19 protein-coding genes are annotated in these 19385 nt (G+C 70.1%); 15 read left to right on the top strand and 4 right to left on the bottom strand.

All coding sequences use genetic code 11. From position 1 onward, the window contains the following. Positions 1–6 precede the first annotated feature (6 nt). From ACH3VR_RS06295 to era, 12 genes are all read left to right on the top strand, one after another. Positions 7–1173: a pyridoxal phosphate-dependent aminotransferase gene (locus tag ACH3VR_RS06295; protein WP_396639907.1), complete on the top strand. Its 1167-nt coding sequence runs from the start codon at positions 7–9 to the stop codon at positions 1171–1173. 23 nt (positions 1174–1196) lie between these two features. Beyond that, positions 1197–3044 carry a translation elongation factor 4 gene (gene lepA / locus ACH3VR_RS06290; protein ID WP_396639906.1) on the top strand — a complete coding sequence of 616 codons (1848 nt, stop codon included), beginning with the start codon at positions 1197–1199 and terminating at the stop codon, positions 3042–3044. Positions 3045–3054: 10 nt separating this feature from the next. Further along, positions 3055–3705, top strand: coding sequence for a DUF1990 family protein (locus ACH3VR_RS06285; protein WP_396639905.1), 651 nt, complete (start codon positions 3055–3057; stop codon positions 3703–3705). Continuing rightward, the gene (gene hemW, locus ACH3VR_RS06280) at positions 3705–4922 is read left to right on the top strand and encodes a radical SAM family heme chaperone HemW (RefSeq protein WP_396639904.1); all 1218 of its coding nucleotides are present in this window, start codon (positions 3705–3707) and stop codon (positions 4920–4922) included. Before ACH3VR_RS06285 ends, hemW begins: the two co-directional genes overlap by 1 nt. Positions 4923–4998: 76 nt before the next feature. Next, positions 4999–6039 carry a heat-inducible transcriptional repressor HrcA gene (gene hrcA / locus ACH3VR_RS06275; protein ID WP_396639903.1) on the top strand — a complete coding sequence of 347 codons (1041 nt, stop codon included), beginning with the start codon at positions 4999–5001 and terminating at the stop codon, positions 6037–6039. A 51-nt stretch (positions 6040–6090) separates the two neighbouring features. Further along, positions 6091–7203 carry a molecular chaperone DnaJ gene (dnaJ, locus tag ACH3VR_RS06270; RefSeq protein ID WP_396639902.1) on the top strand — a complete coding sequence of 371 codons (1113 nt, stop codon included), beginning with the start codon at positions 6091–6093 and terminating at the stop codon, positions 7201–7203. Positions 7204–7207: 4 nt separating this feature from the next. After that, positions 7208–7939, top strand: a complete 732-nt coding sequence (locus ACH3VR_RS06265) for a 16S rRNA (uracil(1498)-N(3))-methyltransferase (protein WP_396639901.1) — start codon at positions 7208–7210, stop codon at positions 7937–7939. A gap of 23 nt (positions 7940–7962) precedes the next feature. After that, positions 7963–8310, top strand: coding sequence for an HIT domain-containing protein (locus ACH3VR_RS06260; RefSeq protein WP_396639900.1), 348 nt, complete (start codon positions 7963–7965; stop codon positions 8308–8310). A 43-nt stretch (positions 8311–8353) separates the two neighbouring features. Further along, complete coding sequence (locus tag ACH3VR_RS06255; protein WP_396640450.1) at positions 8354–9385, top strand: PhoH family protein; 1032 nt, start codon at positions 8354–8356, stop codon at positions 9383–9385. After that, positions 9382–9852 carry an rRNA maturation RNase YbeY gene (gene ybeY, locus ACH3VR_RS06250; protein ID WP_396639899.1) on the top strand — a complete coding sequence of 157 codons (471 nt, stop codon included), beginning with the start codon at positions 9382–9384 and terminating at the stop codon, positions 9850–9852. Before ACH3VR_RS06255 ends, ybeY begins: the two co-directional genes overlap by 4 nt. After that, positions 9849–11249 carry a hemolysin family protein gene (locus ACH3VR_RS06245; RefSeq protein ID WP_396639898.1) on the top strand — a complete coding sequence of 467 codons (1401 nt, stop codon included), beginning with the start codon at positions 9849–9851 and terminating at the stop codon, positions 11247–11249. Before ybeY ends, ACH3VR_RS06245 begins: the two co-directional genes overlap by 4 nt. Continuing rightward, a complete protein-coding gene (gene era, locus ACH3VR_RS06240; protein ID WP_396639897.1) occupies positions 11242–12159 on the top strand; it encodes a GTPase Era in 918 nt (305 codons plus the stop codon). The genes ACH3VR_RS06245 and era overlap by 8 nt, the downstream gene beginning before the upstream one ends. Before the next feature lie 6 nt (positions 12160–12165). Here the strand turns inward: era and ACH3VR_RS06235 are convergent, their stop codons facing one another. The 3 genes from ACH3VR_RS06235 to ACH3VR_RS06225 form a co-directional block, all read right to left on the bottom strand. Beyond that, positions 12166–12348 (bottom strand): hypothetical protein, encoded by a 183-nt coding sequence (locus tag ACH3VR_RS06235; protein ID WP_396639896.1) that lies wholly within the window; start codon positions 12346–12348, stop codon positions 12166–12168. A 110-nt stretch (positions 12349–12458) separates the two neighbouring features. Continuing rightward, entirely contained in the window at positions 12459–14366 is a 1908-nt protein-coding gene (locus tag ACH3VR_RS06230) for a CHAT domain-containing protein (RefSeq protein ID WP_396639895.1), read from the bottom strand. A 15-nt stretch (positions 14367–14381) separates the two neighbouring features. After that, the gene (locus ACH3VR_RS06225; RefSeq protein ID WP_396639894.1) at positions 14382–14999 is read right to left on the bottom strand and encodes a hypothetical protein; all 618 of its coding nucleotides are present in this window, start codon (positions 14997–14999) and stop codon (positions 14382–14384) included. Positions 15000–15203: 204 nt separating this feature from the next. Here ACH3VR_RS06225 and leuA point away from each other — a divergent pair, with 204 nt between their 5' ends. After that, complete coding sequence (gene leuA / locus ACH3VR_RS06220) at positions 15204–16964, top strand: 2-isopropylmalate synthase (protein ID WP_396639893.1); 1761 nt, start codon at positions 15204–15206, stop codon at positions 16962–16964. A 6-nt stretch (positions 16965–16970) separates the two neighbouring features. Here the strand turns inward: leuA and ACH3VR_RS06215 are convergent, their stop codons facing one another. After that, positions 16971–17675 carry a trimeric intracellular cation channel family protein gene (locus tag ACH3VR_RS06215; RefSeq protein WP_396639892.1) on the bottom strand — a complete coding sequence of 235 codons (705 nt, stop codon included), beginning with the start codon at positions 17673–17675 and terminating at the stop codon, positions 16971–16973. Between the two features lie 37 nt (positions 17676–17712). On the opposite strand from ACH3VR_RS06215, the gene recO reads away from it, so the two are divergent. Together recO and ACH3VR_RS06205 are read left to right on the top strand one after the other, a co-directional pair. Further along, the gene (recO, locus tag ACH3VR_RS06210; protein WP_396639891.1) at positions 17713–18456 is read left to right on the top strand and encodes a DNA repair protein RecO; all 744 of its coding nucleotides are present in this window, start codon (positions 17713–17715) and stop codon (positions 18454–18456) included. Further along, entirely contained in the window at positions 18453–19265 is an 813-nt protein-coding gene (locus tag ACH3VR_RS06205; RefSeq protein WP_396639890.1) for an isoprenyl transferase, read from the top strand. Before recO ends, ACH3VR_RS06205 begins: the two co-directional genes overlap by 4 nt. The last annotated feature ends 120 nt before the right edge of the window (positions 19266–19385 follow it).

Genomic DNA, 19385 nt, shown 5'->3' with positions numbered 1-19385 from the left:
GACGGCATGCCTCGACTCGCTGAACACATCCTCGGCATGCCCGGCTCGGGGGTGCGCCACATCCTCGAGCAGGCGCTGCGCCTCGAGGACGCCATCATCCTCGCCGTCGGCGAGCCGGGGGAGGAGCCCGCACCCGCGATCCGTGCCGCCGCGGCGCGGGCGTGGGAGGCCGGCCAGACGCGGTACGCGCCGAACGGCGGCATCCCGCCCCTCCGCCGCGCGATCGTGGAGAAGCTCGCCGCCGTGAACGGGTTCCGCCCCGACGTCGAGCAGGTGTGGGTGACCGTGGGCGCGACGCAGGCGCTGCACCAGGCGATGGCGATGACCCTCGCGCCCGGCGACGAGGTGCTCGTGCCCGATCCCGGCTACACGACGTTCACGATGAACGCCCACATGCTCTCCGCAGTGCCGGTGCCGTACCAGCTGGCTCCCGCGAAGGGCTTCCAGCCCGATCTCGTCCAGCTCGAGGCGCTCGTGACCGACCGCACACGGCTGCTCATCGTCAACTCGCCGTCGAATCCGCTCGGGTCGACGTTCGAGCCCGAGACGATCGCCGCACTTCTGGCCTTCGCCGCGCGCCACGACCTGTGGGTGCTCAGCGACGAGTGCTACGAGGCGTTCACGTACGGGATCCCGCACGCGAGCCCCGCCGCGCTCGACACCGACGACCGCGTCTTCTCGGTGTTCTCGACATCGAAGACCTACGCCATGACGGGCGCACGGGTCGGCTGGCTCGTGACGCCCAAGGGCCTGACCGCGACGATGCTGCGCGTGCAGGAGTCGGCGGTCTCCTGCGTCGACATGCCTGCGCAATACGCGGCGCTCGAGGCGATCTCGGGCCCCCAGGACCACGTGCGCGCCGCCGCGACGCACTACCGCGACAACCTCGCCGCCGCGTCGGCGCTCCTCGACGAACGCGGCTTCAGATATCTCACGCCGACCGGCGCCTTCTACCTCTGGATCGACGTGTCGCACTCGAGCGACGGCGACGTCGCGGCGTGGGCGGAGCGGTTTCTGCACGAGCAGCGCGTCGCCGTCGCGCCCGGCAGTGCCTTCGGCCGCACCGGCGAGGGATGGATCCGAGTGTGCTGCGCTGCGCGCCGGGAGGATCTGCTGGAAGGACTCAGCCGACTCCCGGCCCCGGCATCCCTCGCGGCACGGGCTGAGGCGTGACCCCCCGGTAGACTGGGCCGGATATGTCCCCGCGCGCCCTGAAGCCCCTCGAGCCGTCTGCCACGGCTCCCGAGGCGATCCGCAACTTCTGCATCATCGCCCACATCGACCACGGCAAGTCGACCCTCGCCGACCGCATGCTGCAGATCACGGGCGTCGTCGCCGAGCGCGACATGCGCGCGCAGTACCTCGACCGCATGGACATCGAGCGCGAGCGCGGCATCACGATCAAGTCGCAGGCCGTCCGCATGCCGTGGGCCACGGATGCCGGCACCTTCGCCCTCAACATGATCGACACCCCCGGCCACGTCGACTTCACGTACGAGGTCTCGCGCTCGCTCGCGGCCTGCGAAGGCGCGATCCTCCTCGTCGACGCGGCGCAGGGCATCGAGGCGCAGACCCTCGCGAACCTCTACCTCGCACTGGAGAACGACCTCCAGATCATCCCGGTGCTCAACAAGATCGACCTTCCCGCCGCCGATCCCGAGAAGTACGCCGCCGAGCTCGCGAACCTCATCGGCGGCGACCCCGACGACGTGCTGCGGGTCAGCGGCAAGACGGGCATGGGCGTCGAGACGCTCCTCGACCGCATCGTCGAGCAGATCCCCGCCCCCACGGGCGACGCGAACGCACCGGCCCGGGCCATGATCTTCGACTCGGTCTACGACTCGTACCGCGGCGTCGTGACGTACGTGCGGATGGTCGACGGCAAGCTCGAGCCGCGCGAGCGCATCCAGATGATGTCGACGAAGGCGACCCACGACCTCCTCGAGATCGGCGTGTCCAGCCCCGAGCCGACCCCCTCGAAGGGCCTCGGCGTCGGCGAGGTCGGCTACCTCATCACCGGCGTGAAGGACGTGCGCCAGTCGAAGGTCGGCGACACGATCACGAATCTGCGCAAGCCTGCGAGTGAGGCGCTCCCCGGCTACACCGACCCCAAGCCCATGGTCTTCTCGGGCATCTACCCGATCGACGGCAGCGACTACAGCGACCTCCGCGAAGCCCTCGACAAGCTGAAGCTCTCGGACGCCTCGCTGCAGTACGAGCCCGAGACCTCGGTCGCGCTCGGGTTCGGCTTCCGCTGCGGGTTCCTCGGCCTCCTGCACCTCGAGATCATCACCGAGCGCCTCTCGCGCGAGTTCGACCTCGACCTGATCACGACGGCCCCCTCGGTGATCTACGAAGTGCTGACCGACACCGGCGAGCACGTCACGGTCACGAACCCCAGTGAGTACCCCGACGGGCGGGTGGCATCCGTGTCGGAGCCCATGGTCAAGGCGGCGATCCTGCTGCCCAAGGACTACGTGGGCACCGTCATGGAGCTCTGCCAGGGCCGGCGCGGACAGCTGCTGGGCATGGAGTACTTCAGCGAGGAGCGCGTCGAGCTGCGCTACAACATGCCGCTCGGCGAGATCGTCTTCGACTTCTTCGACCAGCTCAAGTCGCGCACGCAGGGCTACGCGAGCCTCGACTACGAGCCCGCGGGCTCGCAGGAAGCCGACCTCGTGAAGGTCGACATCCTGCTGCAGGGCGACAAGGTGGATGCCTTCAGCTCGATCGTGCACCGCGAGAAGGCCTACGCCTACGGCACGATGATGACCGAGCGCCTGCGCAAGCTCATCCCGCGCCAGCAGTTCGAAGTCCCCATCCAGGCCGCCATCGGCGCGCGCATCATCGCGCGCGAGAACATCCGCGCGATGCGCAAGGACGTCCTCGCGAAGTGCTACGGCGGTGATATCACCCGCAAGCGCAAGCTCCTCGAGAAGCAGAAGGAGGGCAAGAAGCGCATGAAGATGGTCGGTCGCGTCGAGGTCCCCCAGGAGGCGTTCATCGCCGCGCTCTCAGGAGATGTCGAGGGCAAGCAGAAGTAGCCTGGAACCCATGCGCCGCGGAACGTTCAAGGACGAGACCGTCGACTACGCCGCCGTCGGGGCGACGCAGGCACCGGATCTCATGCAGTATCCACCGGAGCGCAGCTTCCCGGCGGAGGAGTCGTGGCGCATCGGCAGCGGTGACGCCCGGTTCGCCACGGCGAGCGAGGCGCTCCTGTCGTGGGCGGCGCTTCGCGGGGCGGGGCTCCGCATCAAGGACGTGCGCCCGGCATCCGGCCCGATGTACTCGGGCGTGAGCTTCGACGCCGAGGGCAACCCCGTCAAGCCGAGCCGCAGCGAGGCCGAGCAGCGGTTCGACTCCGACGGAACGCCGTACGTCGCCGCCGGAACGACGATCGTCGTAGAGGGCCGCGTCAAGGGCTACAACGCCGACGGCGAGCTCCGCGTCATCTTCGCCGTCGAAGAGCCGCGCCGCGTGGGCTTCGCCCTCGGCACGGTCGACGGCTCGAAGGTGAGCGGCGAGGAGTCGTTCATGCTCGACTGGCTCGAGAACGACGAGGTGTGGTTCACGGTGCGGGCGTTCGATCGCCCCGCTTCGTTCCTGTACCGGATGCTGCCGGCCATGGCGCGCCGGCGTCGCCGCGAGCTGTTCACGCGCTACCTCCGCGCGATCTCGCCGCTGTACTCGACCCCCGCCTGATGGGCTCCGCACTCCCCATCGGCGAGCCCGCTCCGGCCGACGGGGCGCTGCCGGCAGAGGTCCGCGTCGATCCGGCAACGCCGTTCGGCGTGTACCTGCACGTGCCGTTCTGCCGTGTGCGCTGCGGCTACTGCGACTTCAACACCTACACGTCGGGCGAGCTGCGCGGCGCCCGTCAGGACGAATACGCCGACACGCTCCTGCGCGAAGTCGCCCTGTCACGGGGCGTGCTCACGGGCGCGGGCGGGCTGCGGCCTGCGACCACCGTCTTCTTCGGCGGCGGCACGCCGACGCTCCTGCCGCCCGGCGACCTCGGTCGCATGCTCGCCGGCGTGCGCGACACGTTCGGCATCGCGGCCGGGGCCGAGGTGACGGTCGAAGCCAATCCCGACACCGTGACGGATGCCGTCGCGGCCGAGCTCGCGGCATCCGGTGTCACGCGCCTGTCGATCGGCATGCAGTCGTCGGTCGCGCACGTGCTCGCGGCGCTCGATCGCACGCACGATCCCGAAGCCGTCGCGACGGCCGTCGCCGCCGCCCGGGGAGCGGGGCTGGACGTGAGCCTCGATCTCATCTACGGCGCGCCCGGAGAATCGCTCGCCGACTGGCGCTCCTCGCTCGAGACGGCCATCGCGCTCGAGCCGGACCACGTCTCGGCGTACGCGCTCATCATCGAGGACGGCACGAAGCTCGCCCGGCAGATCCGCCGCGGCGAGGTCCCCGCCCCCGACGACGACCTGCAGGCCGACATGTACGAGCTCGCCGACGACCTCCTCGGCGGCGCCGGCTTCGGATGGTACGAGGTGTCGAACTGGGCGCGCGACGATGCGCACCGCTCGCGGCACAATCTGGCGTACTGGCAGGGGCACGACTGGTGGGGCTACGGCCCGGGCGCGCACAGCCACATCGCCGGCGTGCGGTTCTGGAACGTCAAGCATCCCGCTGCCTATGCCCAGCGGCTCGCGATGGGCGAGTCGCCGGCGGCGGGCCGGGAGCGACCGGATGCCGAGGCCCGCGCCCTCGAGAGCGTGCTGCTGCGCACCCGCATCCGCGAGGGGTTCCCGGTCGCCGAACTGCTCGGCGAGGGCAGGCACGCCGTCGCCGCACTCATCGCGGACGGGCTCGTCGAGGGGCCCGCGGCGCTCCACGGCCGGATCGTGCTGACGCGGCGCGGGCGGCTCCTCGCCGATGCCGTCGTGCGCGCCCTCACCGACTAGACCGCCGGGTCCGATAGAATTGGCACTCCACTCCTGGGAGTGCCAGCCCAGGCGGATCGCGCGTGAGGAGGGCGGGATGGTCACCGATCGAGGACTGCAGGTGCTGCGGGCGATCGTGCAGGACTACGTCGACTCGCACGAGCCGGTCGGCAGCAAGTCGATCGTCGAGCGCCACGCGTTCGGCGTGTCCGCCGCGACGATCCGCAACGACATGGCCCTCCTCGAGGACGAGGAGCTCATCGCAGCTCCGCACACGTCGTCGGGCCGCGTGCCCACCGACAAGGGCTACCGCGTCTTCGTCGACCATCTCGCCGAGCTGCGGCCCCTCACGCCGGCGCAGCGCCACGCGATCGCGTCGTTCCTCGACGGCCCGGGCGACCTCGACGACCTGCTCGTTCGCACCGTCCGCGCCCTCACGCAGCTCACCGGCCAGGTCGCCCTCGTGCAGTACCCGTCGTTCGCGCGTGCGAGCGTCTCGCACGTCGAGCTCGTGCCGCTCGATGCGGGCCGGCTCATCGTGATCCTCGTGACCGACACCGGTCGCGTGTCGCAGCGGCTCGTGCTGCTCCGCCACGAGCTCGACGAGACGACCATCACGCGCGCCCGCACGACCGTCGGCGACCTGATCGTGGGCCGTTCGGTCCGCGACGGCGTGCAGCGGGTCGAGGAGTTCCTCTCCACCGCCGACGACCCCACCCGACACGACGACGCGGCCACGATCGCGATCGTGCGCTTCGTCGCCGAGGAGCTGGACGAGTTCCGGCAGGACCGGCTCGTCATGGCCGGTGCCGCCAACCTCGCGCGCCGCGAGTCCGACTTCCGCGGCAGCATCTACCCGCTCCTCGAGGCGATCGAGGAGCAGGTGACGCTGCTGCGGCTCATGAGCGAGATGGTGGCCGATGAGCACGGTCTCGCGACGAGCATCGGACGGGAGAACGCTTCGTTCGGGCTCATCGAGGCTTCGGTCGTCGCAAGCGATTACGACGCGACGGGAGCGCGCGCCCGCATCGGGCTGATGGGCCCCACGCGCATGGACTATCCGAGCAACCTCGCGGCGGTGCGGGCGGTCGCCCGCTACCTCAGCAGGATGCTCGACGACGACGAGAACGCCCGCTGACGGCGGACTCGACCAGACGATCCCGCGCACGGCGCGGGCGGGAAGGCGATTGTGGCTGACCACTACGAGGTCCTCGGTGTCTCGCGCGATGCGACACCGGACGAGATCAAGAAGGCGTACCGGCGGCTCGCGCGCGAGCTGCATCCGGACGTCAATCCGAGCGAGGAGGCGTCGGAGCGCTTCAAGCTCGTGACGCACGCGTACGACGTGCTGAACGATCCCGAGCAGCGGGCGCGCTACGACATGGGCGGCAGCGACTCGCCGTTCGGCGGCGGCGCGAACTTCGGCGGCTTCGGCGACATCTTCGAGACGTTCTTCGGAGCCGCCGCGGGCGGGCGCCCAGGCCGGCCCCGCTCGCGGCGCGAGCGCGGGCAGGATGCGCTCGTTCGCGTGACCCTGGAGCTCAAGGACGTCGTCTTCGGCGCCCACCGGGACCTCGAGGTCGACACCGCCGTGCTCTGCGACACGTGCCAGGGATCGTGCTGCCAGCCGGGAACCTCCCCGGTCACGTGCGACATCTGCCACGGCAGCGGCAACGTGCAGCGCCAGGTGCGGAGCCTGCTCGGCAACGTCGTGACCAGCCAGCCCTGCAACGTGTGCCAGGGGTACGGCACGACCATTCCGTACCCGTGCGCGACCTGCCAGGGTCAGGGCCGCGTGCGCGCACGCCGCACCGTGTCGATCGACATCCCCGCCGGCGTCGAGACGGGCCTGCGCCTGCAGCTCCCCGGCTCAGGCGAGGTCGGGCCCGCGGGCGGCCCCAACGGCGACCTCTATCTCGAGGTCACGGTGCAGCCGAACGACATCTTCAGCCGCGAGGGCGACGACCTGCTGGCGACGCTCGAGGTGTCGATGCCCGACGCGATCCTCGGCACGACCACGACGATCGAGTCGCTCGACGGCCCCGTCGATCTCGAAGTGCGCCCCGGCGTGCAGGCGGGCGACGTGCTCACGATCAAGGGCCGCGGCATCACGCCGCTGCGCGGCACGCAGCGCGGCGACCTCCGCGTCGGCGTGCACGTCGTGACCCCGACGCGCCTCGACCACAAGGAGCGCCAGCTGATCGAGGAGTTCGCGCGCCGCACGAAGGCGCCCTCGCCGCGACTCGCGGAGTTCCACCAGGGCCTGTTCGCCAAGCTGCGCGACCGCTTCCGGAACGGCTGATCGGATGCCGCTGCACTTCCTTGTCGATGACGTCGCAGCCGGCCGCGGCGACGCCGTGACGCTCACGGGCGCCGAGGCCAAGCACGCCGCGGTCGTCCGGCGCGTGCGCCCCGGCGAGGAGGTCACGGTCGGCGATGGCCGCGGCGTCTGGCTCACGGGCGAGGTGGAGAGCGTGCAGCCCGTCGAGGTCGTCGTGCGGATCGTCGGGCGGCGCGACGTGCCGCCCCCGACGCCCCGGCTCGTGCTCGTGCAGGCCCTCGCGAAGGGCGACCGCGACGAGCTCGCGGTGCAGGCCGCGACGGAGCTCGGCGTCGACGAGATCGTGCCGTGGCAGTCGGCGCGCAGCGTCTCGCGGTGGGATGCGAAGGCCGAGAAGGGCCGCGCGCGGTGGGCGACGATCGCGCGCGAGGCCGCGAAGCAGGCGCACCGCGCGTGGCTGCCCGAGGTCGGCCTGCTCGCGTCCACGAAGGAGCTGGAGCGGCGGGCCGCGGCATCCCGGGTCGTCGTCCTCGAGCCGACCGCCGACGCGCGCCTCACCGGTCTTGCTCTCGACCCCGCCGACACGAGCGACATCGTGCTCGTCGTCGGCCCGGAAGGCGGGTTCGCGGGCGAGGAGCTCGACGCGCTCGAAGCCGCCGGCGCGACTCTCGTGCGGCTCGGCGACACGGTGCTGCGCACCTCGACCGCCGGCCCCGCCGCGATCGCCGTCGTGAGCGGGATCCTGGGCCGGTGGTGAGGGCCCGCCGTTAGACTGACGGCATGAGCGAATCCTCGATCTTCACGCGCATCCTGGAGGGGGAGGTCCCCTCCGAGATCATCGCCGAGACCGAGAACGCATTCGCCATCCGCGACATCCGCCCGCAGGCGCCCGTGCACCTGCTGGTCATCACCAAGTCGCAGGAATATCGCAACGTCGTCGAGCTGGCGGCGGGCGATCCCGACCTGCTCTCCGAGCTCGTCGGGCTCGCCAACTCCGTCGCCGCGGAGCACGCCGACGGCGACTTCCGGCTCGTGTTCAACACGGGCCCGCACGCGGGACAGACGGTGTTCCACGTGCACGCACACGTCCTCGCCGGAGGACTGGAGGAGAAGACACTCGGTGCCTGACGATACGCCCACGGTCGAACGCGTCTATGCCGACGGGGTTGCCATGGTGCAGCTGCTCGGCCCGCAGGATCGGCTGCTGCGCGTCGTCGAGCGCGAGCACCCCGACGTCGACGTGCATGTGCGCGGCAACGAGATCACCCTGACAGGGGACGCCGCCGCCGTCGCGGCCGCACGCTCGCTCGTCGACGAGCTTCTGGCCATGACGAAGGCCGGCCAGCACCTGGGCGAAGCCGACGTCGCGTCGTCCAACCGGATCCTGCGCACCGAGGGCGGCCCGCGGCCGTCCGAAGTGCTCGGCGAGGCGATCCTGTCGTCGCGCGGCAAGGTCATCCGTCCGAAGACCCTCGGCCAGAAGGCCTACGTCGATGCGATCGAGGAGAACACGATCGTCTTCGGCATCGGTCCCGCCGGAACCGGCAAGACCTACCTCGCGATGGCGAAGGCCGTGCAGGCACTGCAGCGCAAGGAGGTCAGCCGCATCATCCTGACGCGGCCTGCCGTCGAGGCGGGGGAGCGGCTCGGGTTCCTGCCCGGCACCCTCAACGACAAGATCGACCCCTATCTGCGGCCGCTCTACGACGCGCTCAACGAGATGATGGATCCCGAGCTCGTCCCCAAGCTCATGGCGACCGGCACGATCGAGGTCGCGCCGCTCGCGTACATGCGCGGGCGCACGCTCAACGATTCGTTCGTCGTGCTCGACGAGGCGCAGAACACGACGCCCGAGCAGATGAAGATGTTCCTCACGCGCCTGGGCTTCGGCACGCGCATGGTCGTGACGGGCGACATCACGCAGATCGACCTGCCCCAGGGCGCCTCCGGCCTCCGACTCGTGACGCGCGTGCTCGGCAGCATCGACGACATCCACTTCTCGTACCTCACGAGCGAGGACGTCGTGCGGCACACACTCGTCGGACGCATCGTCGATGCGTACAGCGAGTACGACGAGCGCCGGCTCGCCGCCCGACGCGAGCGGGACGAGGCATCCGAGTTCGCCAACCGTGCGGAGCGGCGCGCCGCCGCACCGCGCACCGCCGGTCCGCGCGACCACCTTCCGAAGCGAGGCCGCTCATGACGATCGAGATCAACAACGAGTCCGGCGTGCCCGTCGACGAGACCGTGCTGCTGCGCCTGATGGAGTACAACCTCGCCGAGCTGCACGTCAGCGCCGACGCCGACGTCGCGATCGTCCTCGTCGACGAAGGCGCGATGGAGGCCCTCCACGTGCAGTGGATGGACGAGCCCGGCCCCACCGACGTGCTCAGCTTCCCGATGGACGAGCTGCGGCCCGGCACGGAGGACATGCCGACGCCTCCCGGCCTCCTCGGCGACATCGTGCTGTGCCCGCAGGTGGCCGAGACGCAGGCCGTCACCGCCAAGCACTCGACGCAGGACGAGCTCATCATGCTCACGACGCACGGCCTGCTCCACCTCCTCGGCTTCGACCACGCCGAGCCCGAGGAGGAGCGCGAGATGTTCGGGCTGCAGAAAGACCTCATCGTGGGCTTCCAGCACGCCGAACGTCGACGAAGCCGCGCATGACGCCGGTCCTGCTGCTCGTCGCCGCCGTCCTGCTCGTCGTGTTCGGCGGCCTCATGGCCGCGATCGATGCGGCGCTCGCGGTGACCTCGCGGCAGGGGCTCTACGAGCTCGCGCTCGGCGGACGCAACGAGTCCTCCCTGCGCAAGATCTCCGACGATCCTGAGGTGCACGCGAACGCGGTCGTGTTCATCCGCGTGCTCGCCGAGACCACGGCCGCCGTGCTCGTGACGGTCGCCTTCACCCTGCTCTTCGACAGCATCTGGTGGGCCATGCTCGCCGCGGCCGTGCTCATGACGGGTGTCTCGTTCGTCGTCGTCGGCGCGAGCCCGCGCACGTGGGGACGCCAGCACGCCAAGGGTCTGCTGGCCGGTGCGGCGCCGATCGTCCGCGGCGCGCGGCTCATCCTCGGGCCGCTCGCCCACGGGCTGGTCGCCTTCGGCAGGCGCGTGACTCCGGGCATCGCGCGCGGCGCGTCGTTCGCCTCGGAGGAGCAGCTGCTCGACATGGTCGATGAGGCGGCCTCGCAGGATCTCATCGAGGAGGACGACCGCGAGCTCATCCACTCGGTGTTCGAGTTCACCGACACGATCGTGCGCGAGGTCATGGTTCCCCGCAACGACATGGTGACGGTGGATGCCACGGCCACGACGCGTGAGGCCATGGCGATCTTCCTCGACAAGGGCGTCTCACGCATCCCGGTCGTCGACGACGACGCCGACGATGTCGTGGGGATGCTGTATCTCAAAGATCTCGTGCAGTTCGGGTTCCGCGACGAGACGGGCTGGCGGGATGCCCCGGTCAATCGCATCGCGCGCCGCGCCGTCTTCGTGCCGGAGTCGATGAAGGCCGAGACGCTGCTGCAGCAGATGAAGCGGGACGCCGTCCACGTGTGCCTCGTCGTCGACGAGTACGGCGGCGTCGCGGGCCTGGTGACGCTCGAGGACCTCATCGAGGAGCTCGTCGGCGAGATCGCCGACGAGTACGACCCGCGGGCCGAGGAGGCCGTCGAGCTCGAGCCCGGCCGCTACAAGGTGAGCGCGCGCCTGGGCCTCGACGAAGTGGGCGACCTGTTCGGCCTCGAGCTCGACGACGAGGACGTCGACTCGATCGGCGGCCTTCTCGGCAAGGCCCTCGGACGCGTGCCGCAGCCGGGTGCGACGGTGGAGTACGCGGGGCTCGTGCTGACCGGCGGCGCCTCCGCCGGACGCGGCCGCGGGCTCGCTACCGTGTTCGTCGAGCGCAGTGACACACTCGAGGCCGCCGACGAGGCGTTCGGCGGCCGCCCGCGCACGGGCGAGATCCGTCTGTCACGACCGCGAACAGAGCCGATCGCGATCGTGCCGCCCGCTGCGAGCGAGACGAAGCCGGCGAAGTCGAAGAAGGAGCGCAATGGCTGATTCCCCGGTTCCCGAGCCTGTCGAGGGGAGGTCCGGATTCGTGACGTTCGTCGGACGTCCCAACGTCGGCAAGTCGACGCTCACGAACACCCTCGTCGGGGAGAAGGTCGCCATCACGAGCGACAAGCCCCAGACGACGCGACGCGCGATCCGCGGCATCCTGAACCGCCCTGCCGGGCAGCTCGTCATCGTCGACACCCCCGGCCTCCACAAGCCCCGCACGCTGCTGGGCCAGCGCCTCAACGACCTCGTCGAACAGGTGCTCGGCGACGTCGACGTGATCGGCTTCTGCGTGCCCGCGACCGAGAAGGTCGGACCGGGCGACCGCCGTATCGCGGAGTCGCTCTCGGGTTACCCGCGCGCCAAGAAGGTCGCGATCGTGACCAAGACGGATGCTGCGAACCGCGAGCAGATCACGGAGCGGCTCATGGAGGTCGACAGTCTCCGCGAGGACTGGGCGGCCGTCATCCCGCTCTCGGCCCTCGGGGCCGACCAGCTCGACGTGCTCACGGACGAGCTTCTCGCACTCATGCCGATCGGGCCCGCGCTGTATCCCGACGACGTCGTCACCGACGAGTCGCTCGACGACCGCATCGCGGAGATCATCCGCGAGGCCGCCCTCGAAGGCGTGCGCGACGAGCTGCCGCATTCGATCGCGGTGACGATCGAAGACATCGAGGAGCGCGACACCGGTGCGCTCACCGACATCTACGCGAACATCGTCGTCGAGCGCGACAGCCAGAAGGCGATCATCATCGGCAAGAAGGGTTCGCGGCTGCGGGATGTCGGAGCCCGCGCCCGCGAGCAGATCGAGCCGCTCGTCGGGATGAAGGTCTTCCTCAAGCTCCACGTGCGGGTCGCGAAGGAGTGGCAGCGCGACCCGAAGCAGCTGGGAAGACTCGGGTTCTGACGCGCCTCAGGCGTCGCAGCTGCAGATCGTGTTGAACTCCACGACCTGATCGCCGAGGTCCACACGCGCCCATGCCTCGGCCGCTGCGCGGTCGGCGAACTTCCGCGGCGCGAGGCGGCCATCGGCCATGAGCACGCCGACCTCGAGGTCGTCGCGCGGGTCTGTCCAGGGCAGGGGAGTCGCTCCCATGCCGCCGATCCTACGCGGGGTTGCGCTGCGCGGGTTCGGGGCGTCTTCCGGTTCCGACACGCCGCACGCCGCCGCGTGTCGGCGACGTGTCGCGCCCCAAACCCAGCCGCTCAACCACCCGTACGGCGAACCTTCCGAGGTCGCCGTTTCGCAGACGGCGGCAACGCGGGATCGACCCGCGTGTCGGTATCGCAGTGCACGCCGTACAGCAGCCCGAGCGGGTTGCCGTGCTTCTCGAGGAAGTCGCGACGCAGGCCGAGGACGGCCTCCCCGAGCGGCTCACCCGAGAACAGGCGATCGAAGAAGGCCATGCCCCACTCGCTCGCGAAGCGCGCCGGCACCTTCGACTCGGTGCCGATGACGCCGCGCGCGCCCTTCGCGAGGAAGTACGGCACGAACCCGTCGTAGAAGCCGGGGGAGAGCTCGCCCGACTCGCACGCGTTGACGAAGACGAGGGGATGGCTCGTCAGCTGGTCCTCGATCGGCGCGTACACGGCGAGCCGGCCGAGCGACACGCGCTCGTCGTCGCTCAGCACGAGGTACGAGTCGTCGGGATCGGTGCTCGACGCGACGGCGTGGCAGTAGAGGTAGAGCACCTTGTCGACGGCACCGGCGGCGAGCGCAGTCCCCACGAGATCGTCGACCATCGTCCCCTCACCGAGGGCGACATCCCGCGCCTCCCAGTACGCGCGCTGGGCGGCGACGGGATGCGACGGCATCTGTGCGTCGATGCCGTCGTTGAAGAGCACACGCACGCTGAGATCGGGCGTCGACGCGATCGTCGCGGTGGCCGGCAGCGCCGAGATCTCGCGCATCGGCACCTGCTCGACGACGTGCCGCATGCCGATGAAGTTCCTCCAGTCGAGTCCGTCGTCGGCGAACCGGTCGGTCAGGTACATGAGTGCCCACGGCACGGGGAAGCCCCGCGAGACGACCTGCAGCGTCGTGACGTCGTCGGCGAGACTCTCGCGCAGCCACACGCCGACCTCCCTGAGCTCGTCGGACGCGAGCGGACCGCTGAAGATCGCCTGGTAGAGGCGGAATCCGGCGAACGCGAGACTCTTGAGCGCCGCCGCCGCGAGATCGGTCGGGATGTCGATCTCGAGCCCGAACGTCTTGTCCTGCACGGCATCGAGGAGCGCCTCGCGCACTCCGTCGATGCGGGCTGCGAGCTCGTCCGCCGTCAGCGGTACGAAGACCTGCCCCTCGGTCACGCCCTTCACGTAGAGCTCGTAGCCACCGGTGGCCGGGGCGAACTGCATCGACGCCGTGCGGGGCTGCAGCTCGACCGCCGCGCCTGCGGGTCTGCCGAAGCTCGCGGCATCCACCTGCGCGGTCGCGCCGATGTCGAACGCGAGATCCAGCCGCTGCAGGAAGTTGCCCTGCACGTCGACGAGCACGCTGAGCGTCGAGCGCCCGTCGTGGAGCGGTGTCACGGGGAAGAGCGCCCTTCCGATCGACCTGCCGTCGCGGCCGATGCGGAGCTGCTGAGGGAGAGGCGGCACCGTGAAGTCGCCGCTGACGAGCTGCACCGAGACATCGACGCTCTCCTGGCCGGTCTCGAACGGGATCGCGGTCGGCACAGAACCCGCAGCCGCGTCGCTCCTCTCGCCGAAGAACACGGCGAGCACGGATTCGCGCACGGGCTCGAGCGGGTCGCCCTCCACTTCGGCGTTGAGCCATGTCGGGACCAGCTCATCGCCGAGCGCGGACTGCACCTGCTCGATCGCCGCGTCGATCTCCGCGTCTTCGCCGGCCCCGAACCCCAAGCGGCCCGCGTCGGCGTCGGCGCGGAACCGCGCCTCGAGGTCGGGATCGCCACGCAGGGCCGAGAGGATCGCCAGCGCACGCTCGGCGAGGCTCGTCGCCGACTGCCAGTCGGGCCGCGCGACGACGGCGTCGTACAGATCGACGACCGACTGCGGGAACCACTCCGCGATCGCCGGGCGACCCCGCGCATCCAGGAACGTGTTCGCGAGGATGACGGCTTCGATCGCACGCTCGTCGTCGGAAGCCATCGCCGCTCCTTTCGCTCAGGCCGCTTCGCGGAGGGCGGATCGCACGACCACGACCTTCTCGCCGAACTCGCGGTCGGCGGCATCCTGATACGAGCCGTCGTCCCAGACGACGTCGACCCACAGGTAGCCGTTGTCGATGCTCGACGAGACATAGTCCGTGCCGAGTCGATCGGCGAGCGAGTCCTGCGCGTCGGCGAGCGTCGCTTCGTCGCCCGAGCCCGGCTCGCCGCCGGTCGGATCGGGCATCGGCATCGGGTCGTACAGCGCGAGGAGGATCGGCGGCGCTGTCACGGTCAGCGTCGACCCGTCGTAGGTCCCCTGTACGACGTAGGCGCCCCACGTGACGCCGTTCGACGACTCGCTGCCGTCGACGCCGTCCCACGACCACCCGTCGAGGGGGATGCCGGAGCATTGCGGCGGATACGAATCGGCGACCGGTCCGAGGCACAGCTGCGCCTCGCCGTCCGCCTCGAGCACCGTCCCCTGACCCACGACTTCGCCCGAGGGAAGGGCCGGCTCTGCGGCCCCGAAAGGCACCGCAGAACCGCCCGAACCCGTCGCACAGGCGGCGAGCACAATCACGGCGAACGAGGCGACGACCGGCACCGCGACGGCGCGACGAAGAACGCTCATGCCCTTCAGGTGTCCCTCATCGGGCGATCGTCTCACGCGCCGCCGTTTCGTCTCACACGCGCCACGGGTGTACCCTGACTTCATGCGCGCAGCCTCGCTCCTTCTTCTTAGCTGCCGCGGCGAGTCCTCGTTCTAGGGCCTTCCTCGTCGCGGAGCTTGCTGTCGGCCCGCATCACCTCAGACGAGAGAAGAAGCGACACCATCATGGACAACACCCAGAAGCCCTCGGGGATGCCGATCCACAAGTATCGGCCGTTCCACGAGCAGATCACCGTCGACCTGCCCGATCGCACGTGGCCGAGCAACCGCATCACGACCGCGCCCCGCTGGTGCGCCGTCGACCTGCGTGACGGCAACCAGGCCCTCATCGACCCGATGAGCCCCGAGCGCAAGCGCATCATGTTCGATCTCCTGGTCCGCATGGGCTACAAGGAGATCGAGGTCGGCTTCCCGAGCGCGAGCCAGACCGACTTCGACTTCGTGCGGCAGCTGATCGAGGAAGACCTCATCCCCAATGACGTCACGATCCAGGTGCTGACGCAGGCTCGCGCCCACCTGATCGAGCGCACGTACGAGTCGATCGCCGGCGCGAAGCGGGCCATCGTGCACCTGTACAACTCCACGAGCATCCTGCAGCGCGACGTCGTCTTCCGCACCGACAAGCAGGGCATCATCGACATCGCGCTCGAGGGCGCCCGCCTGTGCCGCGAATTCGAGAAGCGCGTCCCCGAGACGAAGGTCTTCTACGAGTACTCGCCCGAGAGCTACACGGGCACCGAGCTCGAGTTCGCCCTCGACATCTGCAACCAGGTGATCGAGATCTTCGAGCCGACACCCGAGCGCAAGGTGATCATCAACCTGCCCGCGACGGTCGAGATGGCAACGCCCAACGTCTACGCCGACTCGATCGAGTGGATGAGCCGCCGCCTGGCGCACCGCGAGAACGTCATCCTGTCGCTGCACCCGCACAACGACCGCGGCACGGCGATCGCGGCGGCCGAGCTGGGCTACATGGCCGGCGCCGACCGCATCGAGGGATGCCTGTTCGGCAACGGCGAGCGCACCGGCAACGTCGACATCGTCGCGCTGGGCGTCAACCTGCTGACGCAGGGCATCGACCCGCAGATCGACTTCAGCGACATCGACCAGATCAAGCGCACGGCCGAGTACTGCAACCAGCTGCCCGTGCACGAGCGCAGCCCCTGGGCGGGCGACCTCGTCTTCACGGCGTTCAGCGGTTCGCACCAGGACGCCATCAAGAAGGGCTTCGAGGCGATGGAGGCCCGCGCCGAGGCCGAGGGTGTCTCCGTCGACGAGCTGGAGTGGGGCGTCCCGTACCTGCCGATCGACCCGAAGGACCTGGGCCGCTCGTACGAGGCCGTCATCCGCGTCAACTCGCAGTCGGGCAAGGGCGGCGTCGCATACCTGCTGAAGACGGACCACGCGCTCGACCTGCCGCGCCGCTTGCAGATCGAATTCTCGGGCGTCGTGCAGAGCAAGACCGATGCCGAGGGCGGCGAGGTCACGAGCGATCAGATCTGGTCGATCTTCAACGACGAGTACCTGCCTTCCGACATCGCCGACGAGCGCTGGGGCCGCTTCGAGCTGCTCTCGACGCGCACGCAGAGCGACCTGTCAGGCGATGTCTCGCTCGAGATCACGCTGCGTGACGGCGACGACCGGGTCGAGGCATCCGGCCACGGCAACGGACCCGTCGCGGCGTTCATCGAGATCATCCGCGCGCACGGCTTCGACGTCACGGTGTACGACTACGTCGAGCACGCGCTCAGCGCGGGCGGCGACGCGCAGGCCGCCGCCTACGTCGAGCTGCAGGTCGAGGGCGAGCGCCTGTGGGGCGTCGGCATCGACGGCGACATCTCGACGGCGTCGCTCAAGGCGATCGTGTCGGGCGTCAACCGTGCCATCCGCACGCGCGACCGCTCGCGCGAGCTCGCGGGCGTCTGACCCCGCTCAAGACTCGCTGTCGTCGCCGGGGCGGACGATCGGGATCGCCGACGTCTCCACCGCGACTTTCCGGCGATAGAGCATGCGCTGCTCGGGGAGCGACACGTCGAAGATCACGGCCAGAAGCCGGATGACGGCGGTCACGACCAGACCGGCGATCGCCGCCGCCACAAGCGGCGCCCCGAGCGCATGCGCCGTCGCCACCACGACGCACCCCGCCCCGGCGGCGACGGCGTACAGCGAGCCCACGTGCATGATCGCGGTCGGCAGTCCCATGAGCATGTCGCGCAGGATGCCTCCACCGACCGCCGAGCACACCCCGACGAAGACGGCGGGCACGAACGGCAGCCCGAGCGTGAGCGCCTTGCTCGTGCCGAAGGCTCCGAACAGCCCGATGACGATCGCGTCGAGGCCGACGATGACGGCGTTGAGCCGCCGGAAGAGGTTCGCCAGCAGCATCCCGGCGAGGGCGGCGAGCGTCGCCGTGAGCAGGTACCAGTTGTTCTGCAGCGTCGCCGGCAGCACATTCAGCAGGAGGTCGCGGATGAGTCCGCCGCCCATGCCCATGACGATGCCGATGATCGCGACGCCCAGCAGGTCGAGCCGGCGCTGCCCCTGGAAGCCCGAGGCGAACAGCGCGCCTTGAACCCCGCCGAGCCCGACGGCTGTGAGGTCTGCCCAGAGCGGGATCACGAAGAGCGGCTCGTTCACACGTCCATTGTCATGGTGGCCACGCGATAATCGTGGAGTGCCCACCTACCGCGATGAGGTCGTGGTCCTGCGCACCCACAAGCTGGGGGAGGCCGACAGGATCGTGACCCTGCTGAGCCGACGCCACGGCAAGCTCCGTGCCGTCGCCAAGGGCGTCCGCCGCACCTCGTCGCGTTTCGGCTCGCGGCTGGAGCCCTTCATGGTCGCCGACGTCCAGCTCTACCAGGGCCGGTCGCTCGACATCGTGCAGCAGGCCGAGTCGATCGGCTCGTACGGCGCCGAGATCGCCGTGCACTACGACCGGTACACCTCCGCGAGCGCCATGGTCGAGGCCGCCGACCGCCTCAACGAGGCCGAGGCGACGCCGCAGCAGTACCTGCTGCTCGTCGGCGGGCTGCGCGCGCTCGCGCGCGGCGAGCACGCGGCGCGCAGCATCCTGGATTCCTATCTCCTGCGCGCCATGGCGCTGTCGGGCTGGGCGCCCTCGCTCGACGAGTGCGCGCGGTGCGGCAAGCCCGGTCCGCACGACACCTTCGTCGCCCAGCTCGGCGGCATCGTGTGCCACGACTGCGCTCCGACCGGCGCCGCACGCGTCGGCGCCGAGACCGTGTCGCTCCTGCAATCGCTCATGGCGGGGGAGTGGGATGCTGTGGATGCCGCGTCGCACGGTGCCACGGCGGCGGCATCGGGCCTCATCGCGGCCTACGCGCAATGGCACCTGGAGCGCGGCATCCGCTCGCTCTCGCACGTCGAATCCTCGCCCTGGGAGGCCGCTCGGTGACGCCGAAGCCCTATACGCACCGCGACGCGGTGCCGTATCGCCCCATCGACTGGACCGGCCTGTACCCTCCCGCCTTCCCGAAAGGCTCGGTGCCGGCGCACATCGCGATCGTCATGGACGGCAACGGGCGCTGGGCCAACCGCCGGGGCCTGACCCGCATCGAGGGCCACAAGGCCGGCGAGGCGGCGCTCCTCGACGTCGTGGCCGGCGCGATCCAGGCCGGTGTCAAGCACCTGTCGGTGTACGCCTTCTCGACCGAGAACTGGTCGCGCTCGCCCGACGAGGTGCGCTTCCTCATGGGGTTCAACCGCGACGTGCTGCACCGCCGCCGCGACCAGCTCAACGAGTGGGGCGTGCGCGTGCGCTGGGCGGGCCGCAAGCCCCGGCTGTGGGGCTCGGTCATCAAGGAGCTCCAGTACGCCGAGCAGCTGACCGCCGGCAACGACGTGCTGACCCTCACGATGTGCGTCAACTACGGCGGCCGCGTCGAGCTCGTCGACGCCGTGCGGTCGATCGCCGACGACGTCGCCGCCGGGCGACTTCGGCCCAGCGCCGTGTCGGAGAAGCTCATCCAGCGCCGCCTGTACATCCCCGACATGCCCGACGTCGACCTGTTCGTACGCTCCAGCGGCGAGCAGCGCACGTCGAACTTCCTGCTGTGGGAGTCCGCATACGCCGAGTTCGTCTTCCTCGACACGCTCTGGCCCGACTTCGGCCGCACCGAGCTCTGGCGCGCGATCGGCCTCTACCTCGACCGCGATCGCCGGTTCGGCGGTGCCGTCGACCAGCCGGAGCCGCCCGCGCTGTGAGCATGTCACCCCGGTGAGGCGGTTCACCCCGGTCGGGGGAGGTTCACCTCCCCGATGATTGACGGCGGGTCGCGGCTCCCGGTAGACCGGGGGGAGTCATTGTCGCCGACGTTCCCTCGC

Source organism: Microbacterium alkaliflavum (assembly GCF_044325405.1).
Lineage (GTDB): Bacteria > Actinomycetota > Actinomycetes > Actinomycetales > Microbacteriaceae > Microbacterium > Microbacterium alkaliflavum.
This window is presented reverse-complemented; position numbering and strand designations above follow the sequence as displayed.